Raw genomic sequence first — 25112 nt, 5'->3', positions numbered from 1 at the left:
CGGAACAAAGATAACCAAATCACCCCAGGTGTTAAGCACAGTCATAACGGGGGTGCAGGAAGCAGTGGGCCGTCAGGCGACAGTCAACATAGCCTACGACCCGAGCCTCGTCGATTCCAAGTACGACAGTAACCCGGTGCTGGCTATTTTCGGCGAGCTCGACCTGACCCTGATTGTGAGAATCGTGCTGAGCCTCCTGGCGATTCTTTTCACGTATGACGCCATCGTGGGGGAACGTGAACGCGGAACGCTCAAGCTGAGCCTGTCGAATCGCGTGCCCCGAGACCGTCTCATTCTCGGCAAGACCATCGGCGGATTTATCAGCCTGATGGTTCCCCTCGTGATACCGTTTGTGATCGGCCTCATCATACTGCTCGTGTATCCCGATCTCGCATTTACCGGCCAGGACTGGATACGGATGGGCTTTATTTTCCTGCTGTTCATTCTTTACCTTTCTGTCTTTTTTACCCTCGGACTCATGGTTTCGGCGCTGACAGGAAGGTCTTCGAGCAGCCTCTTCATTCTCCTGTTCGCATGGGTGACATTCATATTCGTCATTCCGAAGACTGCTGTCATTGCGGCGGGTCTCATCAATCCGATTCCCTCGGCGCACGAAGTGACCGCTCAAAAAGATGCATTTCTACAGGAAATTCAGGGTTCGGCACAAAAAGAGGTTCAGGAATGGATAAAGAATAACCCGAAGGGTGCACAGGAGGATGTCAAGGAGTGGCAGGAAAAGTTCAGAAAGTACATCGAGGATTTTCAGCAGAACGCAACCGCCAGAATCGACACAAAAAATTCCGATCTCGAACGTGAGTACCAGTCCAAGCGCCACCGTCAGCAGATGCTCGCGATGGTGCTGTCACGGATTTCTCCGGCATCGGCGATGACATTCGGCGCCATGAGCATGGGCAAGACCGGTATCCAGGAGCACGAGCGGTTCCTGAATTCCATCAAGACCTACAAACCGGTTTTCACCAAGTGGGCGAACGCGAAGATGATGCAGAATATCAATTTCAGCAATCCCTCCCAGCAGGTAAAGCCGGATATCAGCGACATGCCTCCGCACGAATTCAAGCCGATGAGCCTGCGGGAGTCGCTTATGCTCGCGATCCCCGATTTTGCGGTGATGGCGCTCATGATCATCGTCTTTTTCACCGGGGCGTTCGTTTCATTTTTACGGTACGATGTGCGGTAATGCACAAAGATAAAAAAGGGGTCTAATGACAGTGATAATTGAATTATAAACAATGAGTTATTCAGATTTGCAGATGGTTCCGGGAATTGCCCGGGGAGGGTTTCAAAATGACAGGGTTATGCCCTTTGTCAGTTACCGCCGCCCGTTTTCTCCTGTTATGTCCCGTTTTCCTTTCTCCCGCAATGTCACGCGGAGAATCTCGCCGGGACGCCAGAGGCGCATGCGCGGTCCCCATGTTCCCGTACCACGACAGACAATGACCGTCATGCCGTCCACGTCATACCGTCCCTCAAGCAGCGGGTATTCCCGACGGACCAGATAGCCGAACGGCCAGATCTGCCCTCCATGAGTATGGCCGCAGAGCATCAGGCCGACACCGAGGTTCGCCGCTCTGTCGGTCTGCCAGGGTTTATGGGAGAGAAAAATAGTTAAGCCCGGAGGCCGTTCTGCGAGCGCCTGCGAAACGGGGTCTCTGCCATAGCCGGGATACTGTCTGGCGGTGAGATTCTCCACTCCTGCCAGAATGAAACCGGGCCGGAGCTCAGCCCATGAGTTGCGGAGCTCTCTAAAACCTGCATCCCTGAACAGCGATATGCCTGCATTGTTACGACCATGGAAATCGTGGTTGCCGGAAACCGCCCAGACGCCCAGAGGCGCGGAAATGCTGTTGAAAACCGGAAGGAGTTCCCTCTGTGATCCGCCATGCCCTTCAATAATATCCCCCAGCAGGAGCACGAGGTCCGGATGCTGCTCCCGAACCTGGTCGACCCGGGCCTCCAGCCATCGTTTGCCGATCAGTGAGCCGAGATGCAGGTCTGACATGGCAATGATTACCATACCGTTCATCTCATCGGGAAGTCCGGAAAGATATACTTCATATTTTTGTACCACCGGCGGCCTCATGCCCTGAACAATCGCGATAACAGAAAGAATTCCTCCCGCAATAAGGGCCAGACCCCGCAGTGATGGCGCCAGCCGGGGCAGGAGAAAACCGAACCCGGTGATGATATCCATCGAAAGAAGGGAAACGAATATCAGGAATAACACGGCCATCCAGTCCATGCCGAGCAACTCCAGTATCACTGCGAGGGTGCCCGTGCCGCCGTGGCCGAAAACACGGCCCAGGTAAAAAACCGCCCAGAGGCCCACGCCTGCCGCGATGTTGTATTTCCGGTGAACATGCCGTTTCAGAAACGGCATGGTGGATGCCCGCCAGAAGACGTAAACGTGCATCAATGTGATAATGGATGTAAGAATGATTCCGAACACATACACTCCCTGCGCATGACACTGCATTACGCGAGTCGAGCGATTAAAAAAGTATTTTATTCAGTTTACTTACAACGGACAATTAGAGCCATTCAAATTAAAGCAATAATAAAAAAACGGAGTATTTCCGGAGAAAATTCATAAAGCTAACAGATTGATTTAATTAAGAAGATAGGTTCTTCTCCAATTTAGCTGGTGAGAATTTCAATTTAGTCTGCGTAACTTATTAATATACGAGTTGATGCATCCGAAGTATATTGTCAACTATTCATAAGAAATATAGAAATATAACTTACGTTATTCAGAGACTCTATTTTGTCTGTCAAGCCTCAGCCAAAGGCTGACTTGCCTGGGCTTGACAGACAACAGCTCAACAAATTCCAATATAGGGATGGATTGAGAAATTTTTCTCAATCCATCCGATATAAGTGATTATTTCCACCAGTTTTTTTGGAGAATATCCCGTTTTGTTATCATATTTAATAATTCTCTTTATTTTAACATTTTATAGTTAATTGCTTCATATTTTCAATAATACAGCCAATACACTTTGAATTGTCCCTTAGAATTGTATTCAAGAGATGGGAATGGCAATTTTATAAAAGTCATTCCCTGCAAAACAGTTTTCATGAACTTGGATTTGGTTTCTATTTTTGTCCAATCAATATCAAGGGATAAAAGGTATTGACGGTAACGTGTTGTGTTTGGGATTTCAACTCCATTATAATTTGAAATGTTCGAATATTCACCATACATACCATTAGCACCATAGCCAACTGCAATATTTAACCACGGTGGCAATTGTTTTTTAAAGACGAATCTGTTTACAGGTATTGAAAGCCAGTATGTATGACCATTATAATCCTCTAAAAGGCGATCCAATGTTGTTGTTCCTAAAAAACCATTAGCTTTGGCGGAATAGTATGATTCCCAATAGCTAAACTTATATTTCATGGTTTGCTCGTTAAATAATAATTCCTGCCCGATCACAAGACCCGAGCCTATGGCATTTGCTGCCATATCTCCCCATGAAAAGCCCCATCCCTCATGTATACCATCCATAATTTCTATAGGTGTCTGAAGAATAAAACCAAGAGTACCACCATAAATGAGAGCTTTGTTTTTTGTTAATCCTGAATTAAGTAAACTCTTGTAAGCTATATAGCTTTCCAAATATGATCCATAAGTGTGTCCAAATTTATCAACCTGTAAATATCCTTTATTGTCATTATAAAAATGGAATGGTACTATTTCCCGGTCTTTATACCATGTTTTTTGAAGGATAAACAATGCAGTAACGTAGTAAGCCCCCTCATAAGCTATAGCTTTATACAATGTCCGCTTTTTTACCTTGCTTGAATCAGGTATTGATTTACTTTCCTGGGTATCTGCAGCCAAAGGGAAAATGCTGAAGAAGATTAACATTATCTGAATAATTCGTTTCAACATTTCGATATTATTTGTGCCATTAGTCTGTTTTGTATTAATACAAATATGATGTATTTCCATTTTCAATATTTCTCGCCAAATTCTGACCTGCTCCATTATCAGGTCTACTATGAAAGTTAATCATGGCACCAAGTTTTTGGCTGCTGTTGTTATCGGTTCCGCTCTACTTCACCTCACAATAACAGCGGGATGACTATCTTTCTAAGCGGTACAATGAATTGGGATAGGTCAGTTGTTAGGCACCGATACTTTATATATTGTCTGAATGCTTCACCAGCGATATATGTATCAAAGAACTTTTGAAATTTTGTTACCATGCCGGCTTTTAATTGTGACCATATGGACAAAGTCCGATTCATAGGTTTTACCTGTTGATATCACAAGACACTTCATGTATCCTACAACGGCAGCTGAATCATGATCTGCCGGCATCTTTCTTGGCTCCAACACCAGGATGTCTTCGGTTTGCCGTCCAATGTTCAACCATTCCAGGAAACCTTGATGCCCATGCCGGATGCCTGCTGCCGGATTGAATGGATTTGCTGGCTCTCCCCATTCAACATCAGGACTGAGCAATCCAACAATTGTATTAATATCTCGTTTGGTAAACGCAGAATATAGGTGCTGAACAATTTTTTATGTTTTCTTCATGAAGATTCATACTGTTATTCTTTATTGTTTTTTTCACCACCTAATGCTGGGAATAACAGGTTTTACCAAACGAAAACATTAATCAATCAAAATCGAAATTGACATGACCGTATCGTGAAAACCCAACTGCATATATCTGGCATAATAACTGTTACTTCGCGGTGATACAATTGAATTTTGAAAACGATACTTTATTGCACATAAATCAAGCTCATTCATGATTATCCATCCAGTGGTGCTCGCCTAACGTTTATATGCGCCATTGTATCTGTTTCATTTACAAATTCTAAGTAGAAATGAATTGATTTCAAGATGTTCATAACATAATGTTCAATTATTATCAAGTCCATTTTATTTCATGTTTCAGATAGCTGAGGGTGTATAAGATAGGTTGTTTGCCTATATATTATTTCGGATAGAACGATTTCGGTGTTTTGCAGGTTAACATAGAGCCTTGGGGTTAAAACAAGAGATAGTTATCTTAATCTGTTTCCCGGTAACCGAACCTGATAAAGAGTCAGTATTCGGGGTTCACCTAACGCGGGTGCATAGCTGTCTCTGGTATGTTTTCTTTCTCAAGGTAACCTAACGAAGGCAATACAGGTGTTTTTCAGGATATAACTCTGAGGTAAAGTTATAAAAACAAAAAAAGAACCATCAAGAATAATGGTTCGTCAGTGTCAAAAGTGAAATATTACAACTCTATTATAAACAATGTGTTACAAATATGGCTCCGGTGGTAGGACTCGAACCTACAACTTAGCGGTTAACAGCCGCTCACTCTGCCATTGAGTTACACCGGAACCCAGCAGTTAATAAGACCTATAATTTAAAAAAATGACTTCGTGAAGTCAACATAATATTTCGTATCAATTGCCTTTAACCGTACATTTTCCCGTTTCCCGATACGATGATCCTCCTTCATGTCCCGGGTGCGTCACCCATGTCGAAGTAAAGCGGAAAGGCGCTCTTTTAAATCCTGTTCATGCCTGAAAAGCTCCGTTTTCTTTGCCTTGTCGGTCTCCTGCGAAATAAGCTGGCGGATTTCGGCAAGTTCACCCCTTATTTCACGTTCCCTGAAACGTTTGAGATTGTCCTCGATTATCATGGATGCCCTTTTCTCTTCGACGGGAAGAACCGAGGCCGAAGCTATCAGCTCCTGCGCTCTCCTGTCTTCGAGCGCGCTCAGAAGGGCGGACGGTGATGTGTCGAGTCCTTCGACGGTACGATGAAAGAGCTCGTCCATCACGGCTTTTATCGTACTGTCCGTGAATGGCCTTGATCCGGCTTCTTCCATGAAATGACGGGCGAGTCCGGGAAACTGGATAATGCTTGCGATAAGATCGATCTGGGTAGCGTTGCCTGAAAAACTTGAAAGGGTTTCGGTATCCCGCTTGACTGCACGCCTCTTTATGCGGCCGTTTACCGCCTTGCGCATGGAATCGATATCAATTTTAAGTTTCAGCGACATGTCGTTGATGAATATCTCACGTTTCATTTCGTTCTCGATGAGGGAAATCGAGTCCGCAACCTCTCCCGCAAGCTTCGTCTTCCCGTTGACATCGAGCGTTTCTTCTTTGAGCGAATGGAGTTTGAACTCCCATAAATCAACCGGCTGTTCGAGGAGCTTCCGGAGCTCGTCCGCCCCACGGTCACGGACAAACGAATCGGGATCATGGCTTTCGGGAAGTACGACAACGCCGATACTCAGATCGGTAGCGAGAAGGTTGTCGGCGCCCCGTGCAGCCGCCGATACGCCCGCGCTGTCGCCATCGAAAAGCAGTGTCACCTTCCGCGCCATACGGGACAGAATACGTCCCTGATCGATGGTGAACGCCGTTCCCGAAGCGGCGATGACATTGGTAATTCCAGCCTGGTGGAGAGAGATGACATCCATGTACCCCTCTACAACCAGCGCTGTTCTCTCGCGTTTGATCGAGGCTTTAGCCTGATAGATACCATAGAGGACACGGCTTTTGTGATAGACTGCGGTTTCGGGGGAATTGATATACTTTGCTCCCTCGCCCTCGATGAGCCGCGCACCGAACCCGATAATCCGGGCGGTCTGATCGATGATCGGAAAGATCACCCGGCCTCCGAACCGGCTGTAGGGTGACCGTCCATACGTACTTTTCATGACGATTCCCGCGGCATCGAGCGAATCGGGAACAACCGATTTACTACGGGCGAAAGCAAGGAGTCCTGCTGAATCGGAAGGCGCATATCCGAGACGGAACGCCCGTATGATCTCCGGACTAAGGCCCCGTCCGGCAAGATAATCCATACCGGCTTTTCCCTGGTCGGAATAGAGGGTGCGGTGAAAATATTCGGCGGCGGCTGTATTGGCAGATGTGATCCGGTCGGTTTCGTCCCTGCGGGCTGGGTCCGGGGCGCGGCGCTCAGGCATGGGGAGTCCTGTCCGCTCGGAGAGCTGCTCCATCGCCTCCATGAAGCTCATCCCCGTGATGTCCATGAGAAAGCTTATGACATCACCGCCCTTGCCGCAGCCGAAACAGTGATAGAACTGCCCTTCCCTGTTTACGTTAAACGATGGCGTTTTCTCGTTGTGGAAGGGACAGAGGCCGAGCCATGTTGACCCTTTTCGTTTAAGCTCGACAAATTCACCGACTACATCCACGATGTCAATACGGTTTTTGACCTCTTCCTTGAATGCCGTAAAGTCATCAAACACGGGAAAACTCCGGAATGAGGAAAGCCGGGAATCAAAACGGTTCCCATGCTTTCCCGTTTAATCCTTTATACAATAAATCGACAGGCTGGAATCGTTCCGATCACAGGTAACAAGTTACAACGATGTTCTGTCAATTTTATACATCACCAGACCGGAGAGGGTCTTCGGATAGAAATAGGTGGACTTCTGGGGCATACGTTCACCGTTCAGAATTTTACGAAACAGCTCTTCAGTCCTGAGCGCGTTCATGAGAATAGCCATCTGGTCGCGGCCTGCGGCAACATCCTCGATGGCATGCTCGGCGCTTTTACAGAAATGGAGATATCTGCCCGCTGCAATATCCTCACGGGAGATACCGAGCCTGCGTTCGATGATATCGTTGTGCAGAATCTCCACATCGGGTTCCTTGGGAACGGCAGGATTCCTGAGGCGCGCGATTCTGTACCCGTCGCGTGTATACAATCCGAAGACGGTGGTTGTATCGGAACCTTCGCGCATATGCCGCAGAAGACCGTTTGCCTCGGGAACACGATCAATACATTCGACAGCATAGCTGTCCTCAAGCATCCCGAAAAAGGTACCCTCATCGAAGGAGGCAAGCCCCTGTATTTTCCGGTGTGTCGGCAGAATGGTCATACCCGGATCATCGGCGCTTGAAAAATACATCGATACATAATCGAACGGCTCGTCTTCGCGAGTCCGTTCTCCCTCCATGAGTTTCCTATACGCGAGCGCGGTCTCATACCGGTGATGACCATCGGCGATTATTATATCCCGGCCTTTCATGGCCCCGATAATACCTGAGATAAAATCAGGGTCGTCGACAATCCACATTTTTCTGACAATATCCTGTTCATCGGTGAAATCGATATCCGGGCTGGTCTCACCGGTTCTTTTGAGAATCATGTTCTGAATCGATGAATCCGGATCTTTAAAAATCGAAAAAATCTGGCTCAGATTGGTCCGGGTCGCTTTAACGAGATTCATCCGGTCGATTTTCGGCCCCGAAAGGGTACGCTCGTGGGGATGGATATGAGTACCGAACTCCTCGATTTTCATGAGAGCGATAAAACCATACCGTGTTTTAACCTCGCCGTCCAGATCGAATGTTTCGGACCTGATGTAGAGAGAGGGGGTATTGTCGAGCCTGAGCACGTCTTTCTGCATCCATGACCGTATATAATCGTTTGCTCTCGTGTATTTATTCGTTGTCTCGTTATCGCCGGGTTCATCCCTGTTTTTGATAAGCCTGATAATGTTGTAGGGACTGCGCTGATACAAACGATCACGCCATTCGTCGTAAATAATGTCATACGGCGGAGCGACAAGCCCGGATATTGTACCCGCTACGTCCTGATTATATCGTAAAGCCCTGAATGGTCTCAGTGTCGGCATAGTACGGTGAACCTCCCGAATATATGGTATATTATTTATTGTTGTACTCAATATCTCGTTTAATGACAATATACAATAAAACAATTGCCGATAAAAGTCTTATCGTGTCAGGGAGACATGGATACCATGATTCGCGGCATTTCGGAAAGAATACGCGATCATTGTAAATAGTTGGTTTTTCTTTCTTTTTTCAACCGGAATATCTCCCGCCGGTTATCCCATCGTTCTGTCGGGCCGGAGTTCCCCTTTTTCTTCGCCGAAAAGCCTGATATAACCGTCCTGCTCCTCCTGGGACGGATTACCGGAGTGACCCCAGGGAGGACCAATCGCCCAGTCCTCGTCAAGGTCATCGATACCGACCAGATTACCCTTCTCACGGAGAATCGAGCGGAAAGCGGCGACAAACATCGCGGTTTTTTCCACGATACGGTCATGAGTGTCGGGCATTGAGCCGGTTTCAAACATGACCTGAATTGTCTGGAGCAGGTGAATCCACATGAACTGATCCCAGTCCGCAGGCCCGAAACCATAATATTGTTCCGAATCCCTGAATTTGATGGCGCACAGGTACTGCTCGATGCTGAAGTCATGGATTTTCCCGATAAACGGCCCTTTGCCACGGTCTTTATACACCACAGAGGTCATCCCGCCGCCTTTGATCCAGCTCTCCGTTCGGTGGCCGACCGCCTCCATGTTTCCTCCGGCGCAGGCATAAGCGAACAGGAGGCCATGAACACCGTGGGAATAAAAATCGGATGTCGCGTTATAGGCATCGTACTCGGAAACCGCCTCATACGGGTAACGGTTCCTGACATTCATGGTGGATTCGAGAAACTCGAACGAACTGCCGGTCATGATCGGGGTGTTGTATTTATGTGCCCAATCGACGATCTGTTCAGCTTTCCGGATGGAATCGGAAAAGGGACGGTTCAGGAATACCGGCGTCCGGGACTCGATGTAGGGCTTGGCCAGATGGTGATTATACGGCGTCCCGAAAAAAGCATCGATAAGGAGACCGTCAACCTTCCCGACCATGTCGTCGAAACGCCCGACGACCTTTTCAACGCCGAAAGTCCGGGCAAATTCCTCAGCCCATGAGGGAATAACCGACCAGACATGGGTTATCACCATTCCCGTTCGCCGCGGTGTATATGGGATATTGTTCGTGGCGGGAACGGCATTGATGAGGCGCGCCCACATGTTCTGGGCATGGTTGCCGCCGCCGAGGATAATGCCGACTTTCAGGAGACCGGTCCGGGATTTCGTTTCAGGCCTGGCAAACGCCCCGGTTGTGAAGCCCGCACCGACACCGCTGACAGCGCCTGCGCTGATGAAGCTCCTCCGGGAAAATAAGTCAGCAGCCATTGTATACCTCTGTGAACGGAAAAAAAACGCCGCACACATATACAGACCGGTGCGGCAGAGCTTTTACTGAATGGGTTCGATCAAACCTTCAATCCTTCGGCGCCTCCGACGATCTCGGAAAGCTCCTTGGTGATCACAGCCTGACGGGCGCGGTTGTAGCTGATGGTAAGGGCTTTCAGGAGGTCATTGGCGTTTTCGGTGGCCGCATCCATGGCAGTCATTTTTGCTCCCATCTCGGCTGCATGAGATTCAAGAAGAATCCGCCAGAGCTGAATTTCGAGATGATAGGGGATGAGGGTGTCAAAGACCGCGTATTCATCAGGTTCATAAATATAATCGACAGCGGTGACACTTTCTTCCGGCGCGGCGGGAACAAGAGGCAAGAGCTGCTTTTGGGTGAGAATCTGGCTGATTGCGCTCTTGAATTCATTATAAATGACATCAACCCTGTCATACCGATCGTTGAGAAAAAGCTCCTTGATCCGGGCTATGGCTTCGATGGAATCGGCATATTTGAGGTGGTTGAAAAACATCACTTTCTGGCCGACAATCGGCGCTCCCATCCGCCTGAAAATGTCCCTCCCTTTTCTCCCGATACAGAACAGGGTTGTCTCACTGCCCTGGTGTTCCTCGATATAGGTCCGGGCGGCTTTGATGGTATTGGCATTGAATCCGCCGCACAGCCCCGAATCGGCGGTAACGACTACAAGAAGACGCTTCCGGTCCTCATGGCGTTCGGCAAGCAGCGGGTGGATATCGCGCTTCGCCCGCATTGCCACCTGCGCGATGGTATTATCGAGCATCCGGGCAAACGGTCTCGCCTTCAGAATATTTTCCTGGGCACGGCGCAGTTTTGCCGCGGCAACCATCTGCATCGCCCGCGTAATTTTCTGGGTGGATTTAACAGCCGTTATGCGACGTTTTATCTCCCTGATTGTCGCCATGAATCACCCCGTCATTTCACCACGAATGTGGCCTTGAACTCTTCAATACGCCTGGTGAGAAGCTCCACGGCCTGAACGGACATTTCTTTTTCTTTTCTGATCGCTTCAAGTACATCCTTACCCTCTGAATTCATGAACTTGACGAACTCGGCTTCAAACCGCCGAACCTGCCCTATGGGGATATCATCGAGGTGTCCCCGGACTCCGAGAAAGAGAACGGCAACCTGCATCTCGACAGGCATAGGCGCGAACTGGTCCTGCTTGAGCAGTTCCATCATGGTCTGGCCGCGCCGCAGCTGGGCGAGGGTCGTCTTGTCAAGATCGGAACCGAACTTGGCGAACGCTTCGAGTTCCCTGTACTGCGCAAGGTCGAGGCGAAGCTGACCGGCGACCTGCTTCATTGCCTTGATCTGTGCGTTCCCACCGACACGGGAGACCGAAAGCCCCGCATTGATCGCAGGCCGGAATCCCGAATAGAACAGGTTCGATTCGAGGAATATCTGGCCGTCCGTAATCGAAATAACGTTCGTCGGAATATAAGCGGAAATATCGCCTGCCTGGGTCTCGATTATCGGGAGCGCGGTCAGCGAACCGCCTCCGAGGTCGTCGTTAAGTTTCGCTGCGCGTTCGAGAAGCCTCGAATGGAGATAGAACACATCGCCCGGATACGCCTCTCGCCCGGGGGGACGCCGCAGGATGAGCGCTACCTGACGCCAGCTTACCGCGTGTTTCGAGAGGTCGTCATACACGATGAGCGCATGTTTGCCGTTGTCACGGAAAAATTCACCGATTGTGGCGCCGGTGAAAGGAGCTATATACTGGAGCGGCGCAGGATCGGAAGCGCTCGCCACAACGACGATTGAGTAATCCATCGCACCGGCCTCCTCGAGAGAGGACACGACCTTGGCAACCGTGGACATTTTCTGCCCGATAGCGACATAGATGCAGTAAACATCGGTGTCTTTCTGATTGATGATGGTATCTATCGCAATAGCGGTCTTACCGGTCTGACGGTCGCCGATGATGAGCTCGCGCTGGCCGCGGCCAATGGGAACCATCGAGTCGATCGACTTGAGACCGGTCTGGAGCGGTTCCTTGACAGGATGGCGCTGAACCACCCCGGGAGCCTTGATGTCGATAGGCTTTGTAATCTCGGTCTTGATCTCTCCCTTGCCGTCGATGGGCTGTCCGAGGGGATTGACCACCCGGCCCAGCATGCTCTCTCCGACCGGCACCGACATCACACGTCCTGTCCGGGAAACCCTGTCACCCTCATGAACCAGGGTATCTGAACCGAAAAGGATACAACCGACGTTTTCTTCCTCGAGATTGAGCGCCATTCCGAATACACCGTTGGAAAACTCAACAAGCTCCGAATATAAGCAGTTTTTCAGGCCGTAAACCCGGGCGACTCCATCACCGGTACTGATGACCCTGCCGACTTCCTCGACCTCGAGTTCCATCTTGAATTCGCTGATTTCCTGCTGAATAACGGAACTGATTTCTTCAGGGCGAATATTCATTATAGGAACCTTTTTTCAGATAGTTTATGGTTTATGGTTCTTGGTCTATAGTTTATAGTTTATGGTTCTTGGTCTATGGTTTTCCGAATGTGAATTTTACAGTATCCCTCCGGGGGATTCACACATTAGACAGCGCCTTCCTGATCTGGCCAATTACGCTTATATCGATAAATTTTCCGTCTCCCTCGAGAGTGAATCCTCCGATAATCGAGGGATCGACCTGACGCTCCACGAGGGCTTTACGGCCGAAAAAGCTGCTGATCTTTTTCGCCATATCATCGAGCTCACCGACTGACGGTTCAAATGCGGTTGTCACCGCGACGCGAATACGGTTATGAACGTGATCCGAAATTTCCCTGAGTTCTTCATATATTGTTTCGAGGAGCTTTATACGGTTTTTCCTGATCAGCATATCGAGAAGAGAGACCGTATATCCATTAAATCCCAGTTTAGCGCCCATTTCCCTGATAATGCCAAGCTTGGACTCCTTCGGGATAAGCGGACTGGTAAAAAACTCCCGGGCAGTCTCGTCCGATTTGAGAAAATCCACGAAAACCTTTAACTCTTCGGTCATCGCATCGAATGCGTTTTTATCGAGTTTTTCATGGAGAAAAGCCTTTGCATACCGTTTTGCGATCTGCCTGTTTTGTATCATCTCACCCTCACAGGTGTGTATCAGGACATGGATTCATACCCGCAGGATTCATATGCCTTTATATCCCGCCGGGGCAGCGAACCATATAAATCAAACTTCCCGATCCGCTCGGAGTCCGTCAATGTACATTCCGGCTTACCACTGCCGGTGAAGCCGGTCACTCAACCGTCACGATCCCATAATATCGAGGCTCTTGTTGATCAGGTCCCGGTGGTCTTTCTCGCTGATTTCACGTTCAAGCACCTTGCCCGCAAGCTGTACTGTCATTGAGGCCACCTCACTGCGAAGCTCCTGCTTGATCCGTTCTGCCTCGATCACTATCTCTTCACGGGCGGAATCGATGGTTGCCTGCGCCTTGTCACGGGCTTCGGCGATGACAGCACGGCTTTCCTTTGAAGCCTGAGACATGGCGGCATCGATAATTTCGGAAGATTTGGCGCGGGCTTCGGCGATCTTCCGGTCATGCTCGACAATCATTTCTTCTGCCCGCTGGGCATTCTCTTCCGCCTGCCTGAGTGATTCATCGATCTTTTTCGCCCGCTCATCAAGGAATTTCACCATGGGCTTGAACAGAATGGTCCTGAGCACAACAATGAGCAGAACAAAGTTGAGAATCGTTAAAATCAGTGTCGCGTTAATACTGATCATGGGGTCTCTCTCCGGTTTCCCGAAACTCCCTCCGGAAATACCGTTTCCGGTATCTCCGAGGGACTGTAATCACATCGCCGAATCACTGTAACCTAAAGTGATTATTCGGCTAACACCATATTTCAGACCGGATTACAGTCTATAATAATCATGTAAAGAACAAATTCAGATAACATCTTGGAAATCTTGTAAATCCTGTCAAAACAGAATTTACTGTCACTGTCCGCCCACAACAAAGATGAGCAGAAGCGAAATCACCAGCGAATAAATACCGGTCGATTCCGAAACCGCCTGACCGACGAGCATCGTTCTCGTCAGAAGCGCCGCCTGCTCGGGAGCACGGGCAATACCCTCGCACGCTTTTCCGGCTGCGAAACCTTCGCCGAGTCCGGGTCCGAGAGCTCCCATGCCCATGCACAGACCTGCCCCGAGATATCGGGCCATATCAACCAGGTGAACACCTTCAATTGCCATATGATACTCCTTTCAGTGGGAGGTGAAAAGTATCTTTTCCACCCGCCCGGTGACAAAATATTGTTTTGCCGCTGTCAAGGGCATATACACCTGCATTTCTTGCCGCCACCTGACAGCGACAGCCCGTATTCTCAAGACTGTGTTTTTTACTGACAGTTCATTTATTGCCGAATATGAGTAAAAATGCAATGATCAGTGAATAGATAGCCCCAGCATGGGCAACCGCCTGACCGAGCAGCATGGTCCTCGTGAGAACACCGCCGATACTCGATTTTCTGGACATGCCCCATATTGCGTTTTTTGCGGTGAAACCGGTGCTGATCCCCGCTCCGATAGCGCCGAATCCCATCGCGCATCCCGCCCCGAGCATGGCACCCATCGCTGCGACAGTATCCACCGAGGGTACGGTTATGCTGAGAAGCATGGAAACAACAAGCGCAAAAATGCACCCCGTCTGAACAATGGCCTGGCCGACAAGCGTGGTAAGAAGAATATTGGCGGAAAGCCGGGGATATCGTCCGATGGATTCGCAGGCAGCTCCTCCCGCCTGCCCGGAGCCGACACCGGCGCCGATAGCACCAACGCCCATGCATAATCCCGCCGCGAAAAGACTAACCGCCTGGGTTATGCCTCCCCTGCTCGGCGCGACAAAAATCAGTATGATCGATATAAGAAGGCCGAAGATTCCGGCAGTCTCACTCACAGCCTGGGTAATGAGCATGGTTCGGACTATCTCGCTCGATGCCCTGGGCTGACGGGCGATCGCTTCGGAGGCTTTCATCGCGATATATCCCTCGCCAAAAGCGCTCCCGAACGCTGCGATACCTACCGCCAGACTGGCACCGACGCATTTTGCCACAAGAATCCAATCCATGGTACAATTACCTTTCAATCAGCAATAGCTACAGCTATATAGGTCATGCTCAGCATGGTGAAAACAAACGCCTGAATCGTGCCGACAAAAATTCCGAAAAACAGGTTCAGCCCGACCGGCAGCATGGTGAACTTGATAAGATACGAGATAACCGTCACGATAATCGCGCCGCCGAGAATGTTGCCGAACAGACGGAATGCAAGGGATACTCCCTTTGCAATCTCGCCGATGACATTGAGAGGCAGCATCACAAAAAACGGCTCGTTATAACTCTTCAGGTAGGCCTTTAATCCTTTGACACGAATCGCCTCGAAGTGAACGACGAAAAGCACGACAAGCATATGGGCGATGGGAACATTGAGGTCACGGGTCGGTTCGGCAGTGAGCGGTATCGACCCGATGATATTGCTGAGCCATATGAAAAGGAACAGCGAGCCGAGCATGGGAACGTGACGTTTTCCGTTCTCGCCGAGCGTCTGTATAATCAGCCCCGAAAAGAGTTCCACGATGATTTCAAAAATATTCTGGATTCTCCCGGGCACATGTCGGATTGTCCGGGTCGCAAGGTAAGCCATAAGAACGATGAAAATATCGATGATGATAATCATGACGGTGGTTTTTTTATTGAGCGCCCAGAAGGTGGTTTCGCCTTCGGGAGTACTGTCGAGATTCCAGCGGGGGACTTCCTGGAAATTTTCGAGCCCCATTTCATGCCTGTAGAACGTCACAGGGCCGACTCTGAAGAGTTCCACCCCTTCTTTTTCGGCATTCTGGCCTATTCCGCCAAAAACGATGAGAACAAGTATTTCCGCTGCGAAAAAGATACCGGCCAGAATCAGTAATTTTTTACCCGTCATTCAGTTAACCTTTGGAAGTTTTAACCGCAAGGCGAGCCATATGTGCCAACCGCCCTCCGATAAGAATCACTTGAACAAAAAACAGTCCCGCAAACGCGGCAAATACATTGAAATCAGTACGAGTAACAATAAGGCTGATAAATCCGAACATTATAGCGAAACGGATAATAAACCGTCCGATAATGTATTTCCGTGATGCATCGGGTGTTTTCCCGGTAACATGGTAAGCATCGACAGCCATGAGCTGAAAATTGATAACACTCACCCCGACTCCCGATAAAAAACCATAACCGATGGGACCAGACCAGAAAAATGAAAGAATCGCTCCGATGACAGTTCCGGCTAAAAGCGCCGTTTTCTGTGTTGTTCTGACAAAAACCCTGACCTGTTCATTTTCTCCGGATGTCTGATGATTCATTTTCTCCGCATTCCGATTTCATGTTTTAATGCTTATCGAGAATGTTTGCAGGCTTCAGAGCAAATGTTGAAGTATGGGGGTCAGTTTTATCACCACTTCTGCAGTTCCCGGAAAACAACGCGCCTTCTTCGATCACGAGAAGCTTGGCGGTTAGATCACCCTCGAGGTTAGAGGTGCTTTCAAGGGTAATTTTATTAGACGCGATGATATTCCCTTTTATTTTTCCGCCGATGATGGCATTTTTAACCTTGACCGATACATCGGAAAGATCTCCGGAAGAACCGACAATAAGTGTATCGGCGGCGGTAATCGATCCTTTGAATGTACCATCAATCCTGATGCTCTGAGCGACATCCATCTGTCCCTCGATTCTGGTACCCTTTCCAACGATGGTATTCATTACACCTTCGGATTCATTCTGTTTCGCCATGCTCCCCCCAAAATTAATCAAACGGCGCAATCTGCAAGCATGTACCTCGGGACATTGAGCCAGATTCCACTCAATCATCAAACCTTCCCCTCCCCCCACGACTCAAAAACCGGCACACAATGCTTTTCTGAACATTTCATTACAATTCGAAGCTTCTCAATCAATTCAACTCTGCGTTTTTTTCAACCTCGGTATCTCGGGAAGATAATCGAGCGGATTTACCGGCTTCCCCTTATAAAACATGCCATAATGGAGGTGCGGACCGGTGCCCGAACTATCCGAGCCTCCAAAAATTGCAATAGCCTGCCCTTTTCTGACAGACTCACCCTCTTTCACGAGCAGCAGTTCGTTATGTCCGTATTTGGTAATCCAGCCGTTCTCGCCATGATTGATAACAATACACAAACCCAGGATTTCATCGACTCCCGCAAACGCCACCTCGCCATCGGCAGTAGCAAATACGTTTGATTCTCTCGATGCAAGAATATCGATGCCGAGATGATCCATTCTCAAATTTCCCGTACTGACAAATTCTTTTGAAATCTCCCACGGATCGATCGGCCATATGGTGGGACGACAACGCATTTTCGCCTCCTCACTTTTGAGGAGCTGATCGAACTCGTCTTTTCCCACTTCGGCAGTGGCGGTAGACGCTTTTGCGTCGGGAATCATATCATTGGCATTCATTGCTACAGGGAGTTGAAAATCACTGCCTATAATCGATCGAAGCTTCCGTTCTTTTTCCTCGTACCGCTCCAGAGATGCCGCAATGACATTGAGCTTGGATGTTGCCTCGAGGAGCTGCGCGTTATACTGCTTGTATTCCTTGAGCTTCACGTACATGAGTCCGAGACCGGCCAGCGAGGCAAATCCGATCAGAAGAAACACACACATCACGATAAAAAGCGATTTGAAAAAGGTAAACCGCTTGTTTGTGATCCGCCACTTTCTTACACCTGCGCCATCCTCCGGGACGATCATTATCGAAATCCACTTTTTTCTTTCACTTGCCATATCTACTCCAAATCCCGGTGAACGTCAAGGTTATCAAGATAGATTTTTTTTTTAATCAAGTCAAACAGTTTTGTTCTTTCCGCTTTTTTAACCCGATTTATTCACAAGATTTGATAGAACGCGGATTTTCGCGGATCAGGCGGATTTACACAGATTTTATTTTGTAAATCTTTTTTTATGATTACAGATAATTGTGTATAACTGTATTAATAATATGTTGTAAGTCTTTGTGAATTTGTACTTTTGCACCTCAGCAACTTTACGGCTGAGAGATATTTTTCGAATAATCACGGTGATATCATGAGGATAATTTCTCATCCCTTTGCCACTCTGTCACTCTGTCCCTTTGCTCCTGTGTCACTCAGCGCCTTTTTCAGCTTTGCATAGGTATCTTCGAGGCTTTCGCTTATCACCTTCGCACACCCGATTACAGGCATGAAATTGGTGTCACCATTCCACCGGGGAACGATATGGACGTGGATATGATCCTGGATTCCCGCACCGGCGGTGCGCCCCAGATTTATTCCCACATTGAAGCCATCGGGCCTCATGACAGAGCTGATAGCCTCGATGATAAGATCGATCAAATCCATGATCTCGAGCCTGGTTTCCGCGTCGAGGTCCCTGAATGACGATGTGTGACGATAAGGAACCACCATGACATGGCCGTTGTTATAAGGATAAATGTTCATGATGACAAAACAGGTTCCGGCGCGATGCAGGATAAAATTCTTTTCGTCGTTGTCCTCTCCCGGTTTGGTGCAGAAAATGCACCCTGGTGCGGTGCCCGTGTCCATGTTATCGATATATTTCATCCGCCAGGGGGCCCAGAGCTTTTCGAATCCGTGGTTTTGTTCCTCGTTCATCGTATCACCGCTATCTTTCCCGTGTGTCCGCTGTAACCTGCAAGCCGCACCGTGTAATAATACACACCCGACGCCACCTTTTCGCCCGTAAAGTTCGTGCCGTCCCAGAATGGCGCCTCATCTCTCGTTCGCAGGCTTCCGGCCTTTTCGACAGGTTCCTCGATTGTTTTAATGTTTTCACCTGAAAAAGTATAAATTTTTATGGAAAGCATATTACCGCTTTCCGGCACATCCATAGGGAAGAATATCCGGTTGTCGATCGAGGAGAATACAAGAGGCTGGGGAAACGGGTCATATACCCTGAATGCCGAAACTACCGGCTCTTGACCTTTGAGCCCCGATGCGGCGTATGCATCGATTCTGCCGTACCCATAGAGGGAATCGGGGCCGGCCGCCTTTGCGGATGCCCTGAGGGAATCGACCACCACCGGAGGAGTCCAGAACGGGTTTATCTCCAGCAGGAGCGCAACCGCACCGCTTACCGACGGCGCGGCATACGAGGTCCCGCTTGTATAATGATAAGAAACAGACCCCGATGACTGTACAACCCAGACCTGTTCTCCAAGCGCAACGAAATCAGGCTTGACTCTTCCGTCGACTGTCGGACCGCGTGAGCTGAAGCTCGAAACGACACCATCACGGTTGACCGAACCGACCGCAATGACCCCGAAACCGTCCGCAGGGCTCGTAATATAATACCACGGCGCATCGCCTTCATTACCGGCGGAAGTTACGACAACGATTCCATGTTCAACCGCGATATCAGCGGCAATCGTTGTCCGCGCAGTTTTCCCGTCCATATCCTGAGGGGAATACTTGAAATCATCGAATTCTGAATATCCGAGGGATGAATTTATAACATCCACACCGAGGCTGTCTGCCCATTCGACTCCGGCAATCCAGTAATCCTCCTCGATGCGGAGCTCTGTTTTACGGTTTTCGGTCCGGGCCAGCATGTATGAGGCATAGGGCGCCGCACCGATAATCGAACCGTGGTCGAGTCCCGCCATGACCGACAGCACCTCGGTCCCGTGATCGTCGCCGCCAATGTCGCCGTCGCCATCGACAAAATCCCAGCGGTTCGTCACGGTCAGGCTGTCGAATGCAGTATGCTGAAGGTTTTCAAACCCGCTGTCAAGGATTGCGACCCGGATGCCATTCCCCAGATACCCGAGATTATGAAGGGAAGGAATGCCGACCATAACAAGCTGTTCATAGGAATTCCCGTAATCGAAAACCTGCGGTTTTTCCAAACGAATCGGAGCAGCAGCGGGTTCGAGAGGTTTTCCGAACCGCGCGACAGGCTCCACAGCCTTGACGAACGGAAGCTTTTTTACCGCCGCGATGCCCTTATCATCAAGATCGACAGTCACACCGTTGAAATACCGCGAAACCGTCCGCAAGCGTTCGGCATGTTCCGTCACCGCGGCGATATAATCCGGATTGACCGGCACATCGGTTTCATCATACATACGGTTTTTTCCAAAGAGCCGTGCCCTCCTGCAGAGGTTCTTCGGCTCGGCGGGCGATACGATCTTTGCGGCAATGACCCGTTCCGCATCGATGTTTCCGCGATCGGTAAAAAATACCCACCACGGCGCGGTATCGGCATGAATCTCATGCGCAAACAAAACCATGAAAATAAACAGTGCGATTCTTCTCATTGCACCTCGGAATTAACTTTTCCGGATATTTTATTTTATACAAGCAGTCTTTAAGGGCAGGCACAGGAGCCTGCCCCAACAGGCAATCCTAATGGGCAGACACAGGGGGCAACCCCAACGGCCAGCCCTAACAGTCATGATTTACAGTTTCTTAAGTTTTCACTGCCGCATATCGACAACATCGACCCCGTCGGGAATTTCATAGGTAAAGACCGAGTCAGCGATCGGAACGTTGAGTTTCAGCTCCTTCAGGACGTAGGTCATGACATCACCGTTCGACAGCTTCTCCACCGATTTCAGTGGAAATTTGAATTCATTGTCTATCCAGACGGTTATATCCGCTTGAGTTTCCGGGTTGGAACCGAGATGAATCCTCAAGCACGGCCTGCCTCCCACGGATTCCGTTCCTTCCAGGGCCGCTTTCCCGGACGCATTCTCACCGGCGATGTATTTTCTGAAAATACCATACGGCGTAGGAAACATGTCATCGCCTTCCTCGAAATTCTGGATAGTCACCTGATTGTTCTTCGCAATATACCACCAGACCTGTTTACCGTCAACCACGATGGCCTGGGCCGCATATTCGACCCTGAGCCTGTTCGGCTCTTTTACTCTGAGAGTCCCCGAAATCGTTCGCGCCCTGCCGGTTTCCTTCCATACATACTCCTGGTCGAACGAGCAGGACAGCGTCGTAAGATTTTCAACTGTTTTCCGGACATTCCCGATGATCTCCCGGGCTTTTTTGTCAGCCCCATGCACCGGAAGGGAAAAAACCGCACCGACCCCAATAATGGTCGCAACGGCGAGCAATCTCCGCCTGATTCTTATTTTCACAGATTTCCCGCCTCCAGTTGATCGATATAGTCAGTATCGACGAGCACTTCACGCGCTTTCGAGCCGTCATACGGCGAAACGATCCCCGCAAGCTCGAGCTGGTCGATAAGCCGCGCCGCCCGTGCATATCCCACCTTGAGCCGCCGCTGGAGCAGGCTGACCGAACCCTGCTGGTGACGCACAACAAGCCGTGCAGCCTCATAAAACAGATCGTCGCGCTCGTTGGGGTCACGGAGTCCGAGAGCGTTTTCAGACTCCTCTTCATCGCCGCGGAACATGTCTTCGTTGACTTCGACGGGCCCCTCTTTCGACTGCGAGGCGACAAAATCTACGAGGCGCTCGCTTTCCTCGTTGGAAATATATGCGCCGTGAATGCGGATCGGTTCGGGTCTCCCGGCCTGGAGGAACAGCATATCCCCGAGCCCGAGAAGCTTGTCGGCCCCGCTCTGGTCGAGGATGATGCGTGAATTGGACGCCTGCATCACCTTGAACGCAATTCGCGAAGGGAAATTAGCCTTGATGAGTCCGGTGATGACATCGGCGGAAGGCCGCTGAGTGGCGATGACGAGATGCATTCCGACCGCACGGGCCATCTGGGCAATCCGCGCGATGGATTCCTCGATCTCGTTCGAGGCGACAACCATGAGGTCGGCATACTCGTCGATCAGTATGACGATGAGCGGGAGCGGTTCGGGAATTTCCTCATCCCCGTTCTCAGGAGATTTCCCGGCAAGCGCTTCAACCTTGGCATTATACTGGCTGATGTCCCGAACTCCCATCGAGGCAAGACGACGGTACCTGTTTTCCATTTCCCTCACTGCCCATCTGAGCGAATCCGCCGCCCGCTTCGGATCGGTGATAACCGGTGTCAGGAGGTGAGGAATGGAGTTATAGATACTGAGTTCCACCACCTTGGGATCGATCATGATCATGCGCACCATGTCCGGTGCCGCTTTCATGAGGATGCTCGCAATGAGCGTGTTGATGCAAACGCTTTTCCCCGCGCCGGTCGAGCCTGCAATGAGCAGGTGCGGCATTTTTTCGAGGTCGGCGACGACGGGATCGCCGGAGGTGCTTTTCCCGATGGCGCAGACAAGCTGTCCCTTTGCCCGGGCAAAGGCTTCCGATTCGGCGATTTCCCTGATATACACGATCGACCGGCTCGTGTTGGGAACCTCGATACCGATAGCGGCTTTCCCAGGAATGGGAGCGAGAATACGGATTCCGTCCTTTGCCTTGAGGGTCATCGCCAGATCATCGGACAATCCCACGACTTTATTCACCTTTATCCCCGGAGCGAGTGTCAGCTCATACCGTGTGACAATAGGACCCGGTGTTATCTGGCGGACTTCCGCCTCGATATTGAAATGGCGGAGACTATCGATGATACCACGCGCTTTTTCGAGCATCTCCTCGCGGGTTTCGGCGAGGGCATTGTTGACCGGCTCATCGAGAAGCTCCGGACCGGGAAGCTCATAATCCGCATAGGTGACACTGTCACGGTCGAATTCGTATCCTTCCCCGTATTCCTCTTCCTCATCATCATCGGCATTCGCTTCAGCATCCTCTTCCTCGTCATCATCCGCAGGTTCTTCTTCGGCGGCAGTGATCTTCGAGTTGTAATCGACGATGGTCGGCTCACGTTCGGGCAGGCCGGTTTCCTCCGATGGTTCATCCACAGGTGTCAGGAAGGGGCTTTCATGCTCCTCTCCGGTCTCTTCGGGGCTTTCCTCATCAATTGCAGGAGGTTTCTTCTCCGGTTTCTTTTTGTCTTTTTCGGATCCGGTCAGAGACCCTCGTATCGAGGCCACCAGCGGTTTCAGACGGTCGATGACCCACTCGGTGCATGTGGAAAGCTTGATGCTCGTTGTGAGCACGATGGTTACGAGCACGGCGGTGATCGACAGGATAAAGGCGCCGACCTTGCCCATATAGGTTGTCAGGAATCCCGCAAAAAGGCCGCCCGCTATCCCGCCGAACGTAAAACTCGGCACAGCGAGCGTATTCCCGGAGCCGATGTCGGCGATGAGTCCCGCCAGGAGCGGCAGGAAAACCCCGAGCACAACGAGAAATATGGCGGGTTTAACCAGAATCGAGAGGCTTTTGTGCATAAACACGACCACGCCGGTGATAATCACGAGGGCGAGGAGCGCATAACCGGTATACCCGAGCAGGGCGAGTATCCAGTTCGATACGAACGCGCCGAGCCAGCCGCCCAGATTCTTGTACGGCTCGCCAAACTGACGCGATGAATTCGGCCAGTCACCGGGGTAATGGGTCACGAGCGCCACAAGAACGAACAGCGAGACGGCGATGAGGAAAATGCCCGTAATCTCTCGTTTGCGGCTTTTTATCGATGAGGAGGATTTCGTTTCTTTTTTTGCCATTGCGCATCAGGTACGGATAAAGGTGAAGCATCGGTTTTTGTCGCTAACTGATAAATATATTATATGTTCCGTGTATATCAAAGTCAAAGTTCTATCGGGGTGGATTTTTTTAAACTTGATTGTCAAGATAAAAACTGCGGAAACTAAAAATGAAGGGAAACAGAGCCCGCGCTACTCAAAACTATTAACAGAACACGGATTTTCGCTGATTAATATTTTTTGTAATCATATTTAAATACACGCAAATATGAGTAATTTGTATAGACTATCCCGAGAAAATAATATCAGCAATATTTTACTTATTTTTCAAATTTTATGATCTGCATCACATTTTATTTCATTATCCACCCATATATTAGTACTAATATTAATATTGTTCGTAATAATAGTAATACAAGGGCTTTATTATCATTATTATAGATAATATGCGCCTATTACCTGTACTAATATATCATGTATTCCCGTTAAAAATGAGGTTTATGGCGGAAAAGTTCCGTCAAATATGTAAAAACCATCAAAAATGGGGATAAAATCATGAAAAAACGTTTATTCTGTGCATTTATTATTGCAGTATGCCTGTACGCCGCAGCGGCAGCCGGAGACGTAAACTGGAAACAGTTTACCACGGCGGACGGTCTCCCGGCCAACGAAGTACGGGCGATTGCCGAGGATGCGAACGGCGCGCTGTGGTTCGGAACCGACGGCGGCGGTGTGGCGCGGTATGACGGCGAGAGTTGGACCGTGTATGGCGAAAAGGACGGGCTGGTCAACAACGAGGCGCGGGAACTGGCTTTCGATAAGGATGGCGTCCTCTGGGTTGGAACACCGAGAGGCGTGTCGAGCTTCGACGGCGTGAAGTGGAATACATACACAACAGAAAACAGCGGACTGGCAGCGAATCATGTTACAGCGATCACGGTGGATGACCAGAACAGAAAGTGGTTCGGTACGTTTAGCGGCGGGCTGGTCTGCTATGACGGAAAAACGTTTATGAAGCAAACAAAAGAAAACGGCCTTGCGGATGATTACATTTACTCGTTAAAATTGCAGGGCGATGCAATATGGGTAGGAACCGGTCTGGGTGTGTCAAAATATAACGTTTCAGGCTGGAAAACATACACCAAAGAAAATTCCGGGTTACCGAGCAATCTTGTTACCGCGATTTATATCGATGATGATGGTGTAATCTGGTTCGGTACCGGAGCGGGTGTCGCCCGATTCACCGGCAGCAATTGGGAAGTGTTCAGCGCTTGTTCACTCTATGACATATTGGAAGACCGCATGGTACTTTCTATTGTCCGGGACAAGGAAGGCATACTGTGGTGCGGAACATCGACCGGTTTATGGAGTTTCGATGGTGCTCAATGGCAAAGCTATACGAAGTACAACAGCGAATTGAAAGATGACTCATATTTTTGGAGTATATATGAGGATGCTCAGGGTATAAAATGGCTTGGAACAGCAAACATGCTGACAAGCGTCGGTACAAAGGCTGCTCCATTAAA

22 protein-coding genes and 1 tRNA gene are annotated in these 25112 nt (G+C 49.5%); 2 read left to right on the top strand and 21 right to left on the bottom strand.

What is annotated here, in order from left to right; translation table 11 throughout:
• Positions 1-1198 (top strand): ABC transporter permease subunit (locus tag LLG96_07865; GenBank protein ID MCE5250122.1); only part of this gene is annotated, 1198 nt, incomplete at its 5' end.
• A 132-nt stretch (positions 1199-1330) separates the two neighbouring features.
• Here the strand turns inward: LLG96_07865 and LLG96_07860 are convergent.
• The 21 genes from LLG96_07860 to LLG96_07760 all read right to left on the bottom strand — a co-directional run bounded on the left by LLG96_07860 (position 1331) and on the right by LLG96_07760 (position 23607).
• Positions 1331-2467, bottom strand: coding sequence for a metallophosphoesterase (locus LLG96_07860; protein MCE5250121.1), 1137 nt, complete (start codon positions 2465-2467; stop codon positions 1331-1333).
• 528 nt (positions 2468-2995) lie between these two features.
• On the bottom strand, positions 2996-4012 hold the full coding sequence (locus LLG96_07855) for a YfiM family protein (GenBank protein MCE5250120.1): 1017 nt from the start codon (positions 4010-4012) through the stop codon (positions 2996-2998).
• A 192-nt stretch (positions 4013-4204) separates the two neighbouring features.
• Positions 4205-4549, bottom strand: coding sequence for a nuclear transport factor 2 family protein (locus LLG96_07850; GenBank protein ID MCE5250119.1), 345 nt, complete (start codon positions 4547-4549; stop codon positions 4205-4207).
• Positions 4550-5295: 746 nt separating this feature from the next.
• Positions 5296-5370: transfer RNA gene (locus LLG96_07845), tRNA-Asn, on the bottom strand.
• Positions 5371-5504: 134 nt separating this feature from the next.
• Entirely contained in the window at positions 5505-7259 is a 1755-nt protein-coding gene (dnaG, locus tag LLG96_07840; GenBank protein MCE5250118.1) for a DNA primase, read from the bottom strand.
• 114 nt (positions 7260-7373) lie between these two features.
• The gene (locus LLG96_07835; protein ID MCE5250117.1) at positions 7374-8654 is read right to left on the bottom strand and encodes a DUF1015 domain-containing protein; all 1281 of its coding nucleotides are present in this window, start codon (positions 8652-8654) and stop codon (positions 7374-7376) included.
• Between the two features lie 213 nt (positions 8655-8867).
• Positions 8868-10019: a hypothetical protein gene (locus tag LLG96_07830; GenBank protein ID MCE5250116.1), complete on the bottom strand. Its 1152-nt coding sequence runs from the start codon at positions 10017-10019 to the stop codon at positions 8868-8870.
• 80 nt (positions 10020-10099) lie between these two features.
• Positions 10100-10963 (bottom strand): ATP synthase F1 subunit gamma, encoded by an 864-nt coding sequence (gene atpG, locus LLG96_07825; GenBank protein ID MCE5250115.1) that lies wholly within the window; start codon positions 10961-10963, stop codon positions 10100-10102.
• Positions 10964-10974: 11 nt separating this feature from the next.
• The gene (atpA, locus tag LLG96_07820; GenBank protein ID MCE5250114.1) at positions 10975-12486 is read right to left on the bottom strand and encodes a F0F1 ATP synthase subunit alpha; all 1512 of its coding nucleotides are present in this window, start codon (positions 12484-12486) and stop codon (positions 10975-10977) included.
• Between the two features lie 118 nt (positions 12487-12604).
• A complete protein-coding gene (atpH, locus tag LLG96_07815; GenBank protein MCE5250113.1) occupies positions 12605-13141 on the bottom strand; it encodes an ATP synthase F1 subunit delta in 537 nt (178 codons plus the stop codon).
• Positions 13142-13309: 168 nt separating this feature from the next.
• A complete protein-coding gene (atpF, locus tag LLG96_07810) occupies positions 13310-13789 on the bottom strand; it encodes a F0F1 ATP synthase subunit B (GenBank protein ID MCE5250112.1) in 480 nt (159 codons plus the stop codon).
• A 216-nt stretch (positions 13790-14005) separates the two neighbouring features.
• Positions 14006-14263, bottom strand: coding sequence for an ATP synthase F0 subunit C (atpE, locus tag LLG96_07805; GenBank protein ID MCE5250111.1), 258 nt, complete (start codon positions 14261-14263; stop codon positions 14006-14008).
• 157 nt (positions 14264-14420) lie between these two features.
• Positions 14421-15137: an ATP synthase F0 subunit C gene (gene atpE, locus LLG96_07800; GenBank protein MCE5250110.1), complete on the bottom strand. Its 717-nt coding sequence runs from the start codon at positions 15135-15137 to the stop codon at positions 14421-14423.
• 14 nt (positions 15138-15151) lie between these two features.
• Positions 15152-15994 (bottom strand): F0F1 ATP synthase subunit A, encoded by an 843-nt coding sequence (atpB, locus tag LLG96_07795; GenBank protein MCE5250109.1) that lies wholly within the window; start codon positions 15992-15994, stop codon positions 15152-15154.
• A 4-nt stretch (positions 15995-15998) separates the two neighbouring features.
• The gene (locus LLG96_07790; protein MCE5250108.1) at positions 15999-16412 is read right to left on the bottom strand and encodes an ATP synthase subunit I; all 414 of its coding nucleotides are present in this window, start codon (positions 16410-16412) and stop codon (positions 15999-16001) included.
• A 25-nt stretch (positions 16413-16437) separates the two neighbouring features.
• Entirely contained in the window at positions 16438-16842 is a 405-nt protein-coding gene (locus tag LLG96_07785; GenBank protein MCE5250107.1) for a polymer-forming cytoskeletal protein, read from the bottom strand.
• Between the two features lie 165 nt (positions 16843-17007).
• On the bottom strand, positions 17008-17856 hold the full coding sequence (locus LLG96_07780) for a peptidoglycan DD-metalloendopeptidase family protein (GenBank protein ID MCE5250106.1): 849 nt from the start codon (positions 17854-17856) through the stop codon (positions 17008-17010).
• Between the two features lie 314 nt (positions 17857-18170).
• Positions 18171-18722, bottom strand: a complete 552-nt coding sequence (locus LLG96_07775) for an HIT domain-containing protein (GenBank protein ID MCE5250105.1) — start codon at positions 18720-18722, stop codon at positions 18171-18173.
• Positions 18719-20386, bottom strand: coding sequence for a S8 family serine peptidase (locus tag LLG96_07770; GenBank protein MCE5250104.1), 1668 nt, complete (start codon positions 20384-20386; stop codon positions 18719-18721). The genes LLG96_07775 and LLG96_07770 overlap by 4 nt, the downstream gene beginning before the upstream one ends.
• Positions 20387-20545: 159 nt before the next feature.
• Complete coding sequence (locus tag LLG96_07765; protein ID MCE5250103.1) at positions 20546-21220, bottom strand: outer membrane lipoprotein carrier protein LolA; 675 nt, start codon at positions 21218-21220, stop codon at positions 20546-20548.
• Positions 21217-23607: a DNA translocase FtsK gene (locus LLG96_07760; protein MCE5250102.1), complete on the bottom strand. Its 2391-nt coding sequence runs from the start codon at positions 23605-23607 to the stop codon at positions 21217-21219. Before LLG96_07760 ends, LLG96_07765 begins: the two co-directional genes overlap by 4 nt.
• 534 nt (positions 23608-24141) lie before the next feature.
• Here LLG96_07760 and LLG96_07755 point away from each other — a divergent pair.
• A partial coding sequence (locus tag LLG96_07755; protein ID MCE5250101.1) for a hypothetical protein occupies positions 24142-25112 on the top strand: 971 nt, incomplete at its 3' end.

Source organism: bacterium, from assembly GCA_021372535.1.
Lineage (GTDB): Bacteria > Latescibacterota > Latescibacteria > Latescibacterales > Latescibacteraceae > JAFGMP01.
Note: the sequence above shows the minus strand (reverse complement) of the source record. Positions and strands in the feature narration are given on the sequence as shown.

Coding starts and splice junctions, on each gene's coding strand:
- LLG96_07775 (MCE5250105.1), bottom strand. CDS start 18,722: ATGAACGAGGAACAAAACCACGGATTCGAAAAGCTCTGGGCCCCCTGG.
- LLG96_07790 (MCE5250108.1), bottom strand. CDS start 16,412: ATGAATCATCAGACATCCGGAGAAAATGAACAGGTCAGGGTTTTTGTC.
- LLG96_07855 (MCE5250120.1), bottom strand. CDS start 4,012: ATGGAGCAGGTCAGAATTTGGCGAGAAATATTGAAAATGGAAATACAT.
- LLG96_07770 (MCE5250104.1), bottom strand. CDS start 20,386: ATGAGAAGAATCGCACTGTTTATTTTCATGGTTTTGTTTGCGCATGAG.
- LLG96_07780 (MCE5250106.1), bottom strand. CDS start 17,856: ATGGCAAGTGAAAGAAAAAAGTGGATTTCGATAATGATCGTCCCGGAG.
- atpG (MCE5250115.1), bottom strand. CDS start 10,963: ATGGCGACAATCAGGGAGATAAAACGTCGCATAACGGCTGTTAAATCC.
- atpA (MCE5250114.1), bottom strand. CDS start 12,486: ATGAATATTCGCCCTGAAGAAATCAGTTCCGTTATTCAGCAGGAAATC.
- atpH (MCE5250113.1), bottom strand. CDS start 13,141: ATGATACAAAACAGGCAGATCGCAAAACGGTATGCAAAGGCTTTTCTC.
- atpE (MCE5250110.1), bottom strand. CDS start 15,137: ATGGATTGGATTCTTGTGGCAAAATGCGTCGGTGCCAGTCTGGCGGTA.
- atpE (MCE5250111.1), bottom strand. CDS start 14,263: ATGGCAATTGAAGGTGTTCACCTGGTTGATATGGCCCGATATCTCGGG.
- atpB (MCE5250109.1), bottom strand. CDS start 15,994: ATGACGGGTAAAAAATTACTGATTCTGGCCGGTATCTTTTTCGCAGCG.
- LLG96_07835 (MCE5250117.1), bottom strand. CDS start 8,654: ATGCCGACACTGAGACCATTCAGGGCTTTACGATATAATCAGGACGTA.
- LLG96_07830 (MCE5250116.1), bottom strand. CDS start 10,019: ATGGCTGCTGACTTATTTTCCCGGAGGAGCTTCATCAGCGCAGGCGCT.
- atpF (MCE5250112.1), bottom strand. CDS start 13,789: ATGATCAGTATTAACGCGACACTGATTTTAACGATTCTCAACTTTGTT.
- LLG96_07760 (MCE5250102.1), bottom strand. CDS start 23,607: ATGGCAAAAAAAGAAACGAAATCCTCCTCATCGATAAAAAGCCGCAAA.
- LLG96_07785 (MCE5250107.1), bottom strand. CDS start 16,842: ATGGCGAAACAGAATGAATCCGAAGGTGTAATGAATACCATCGTTGGA.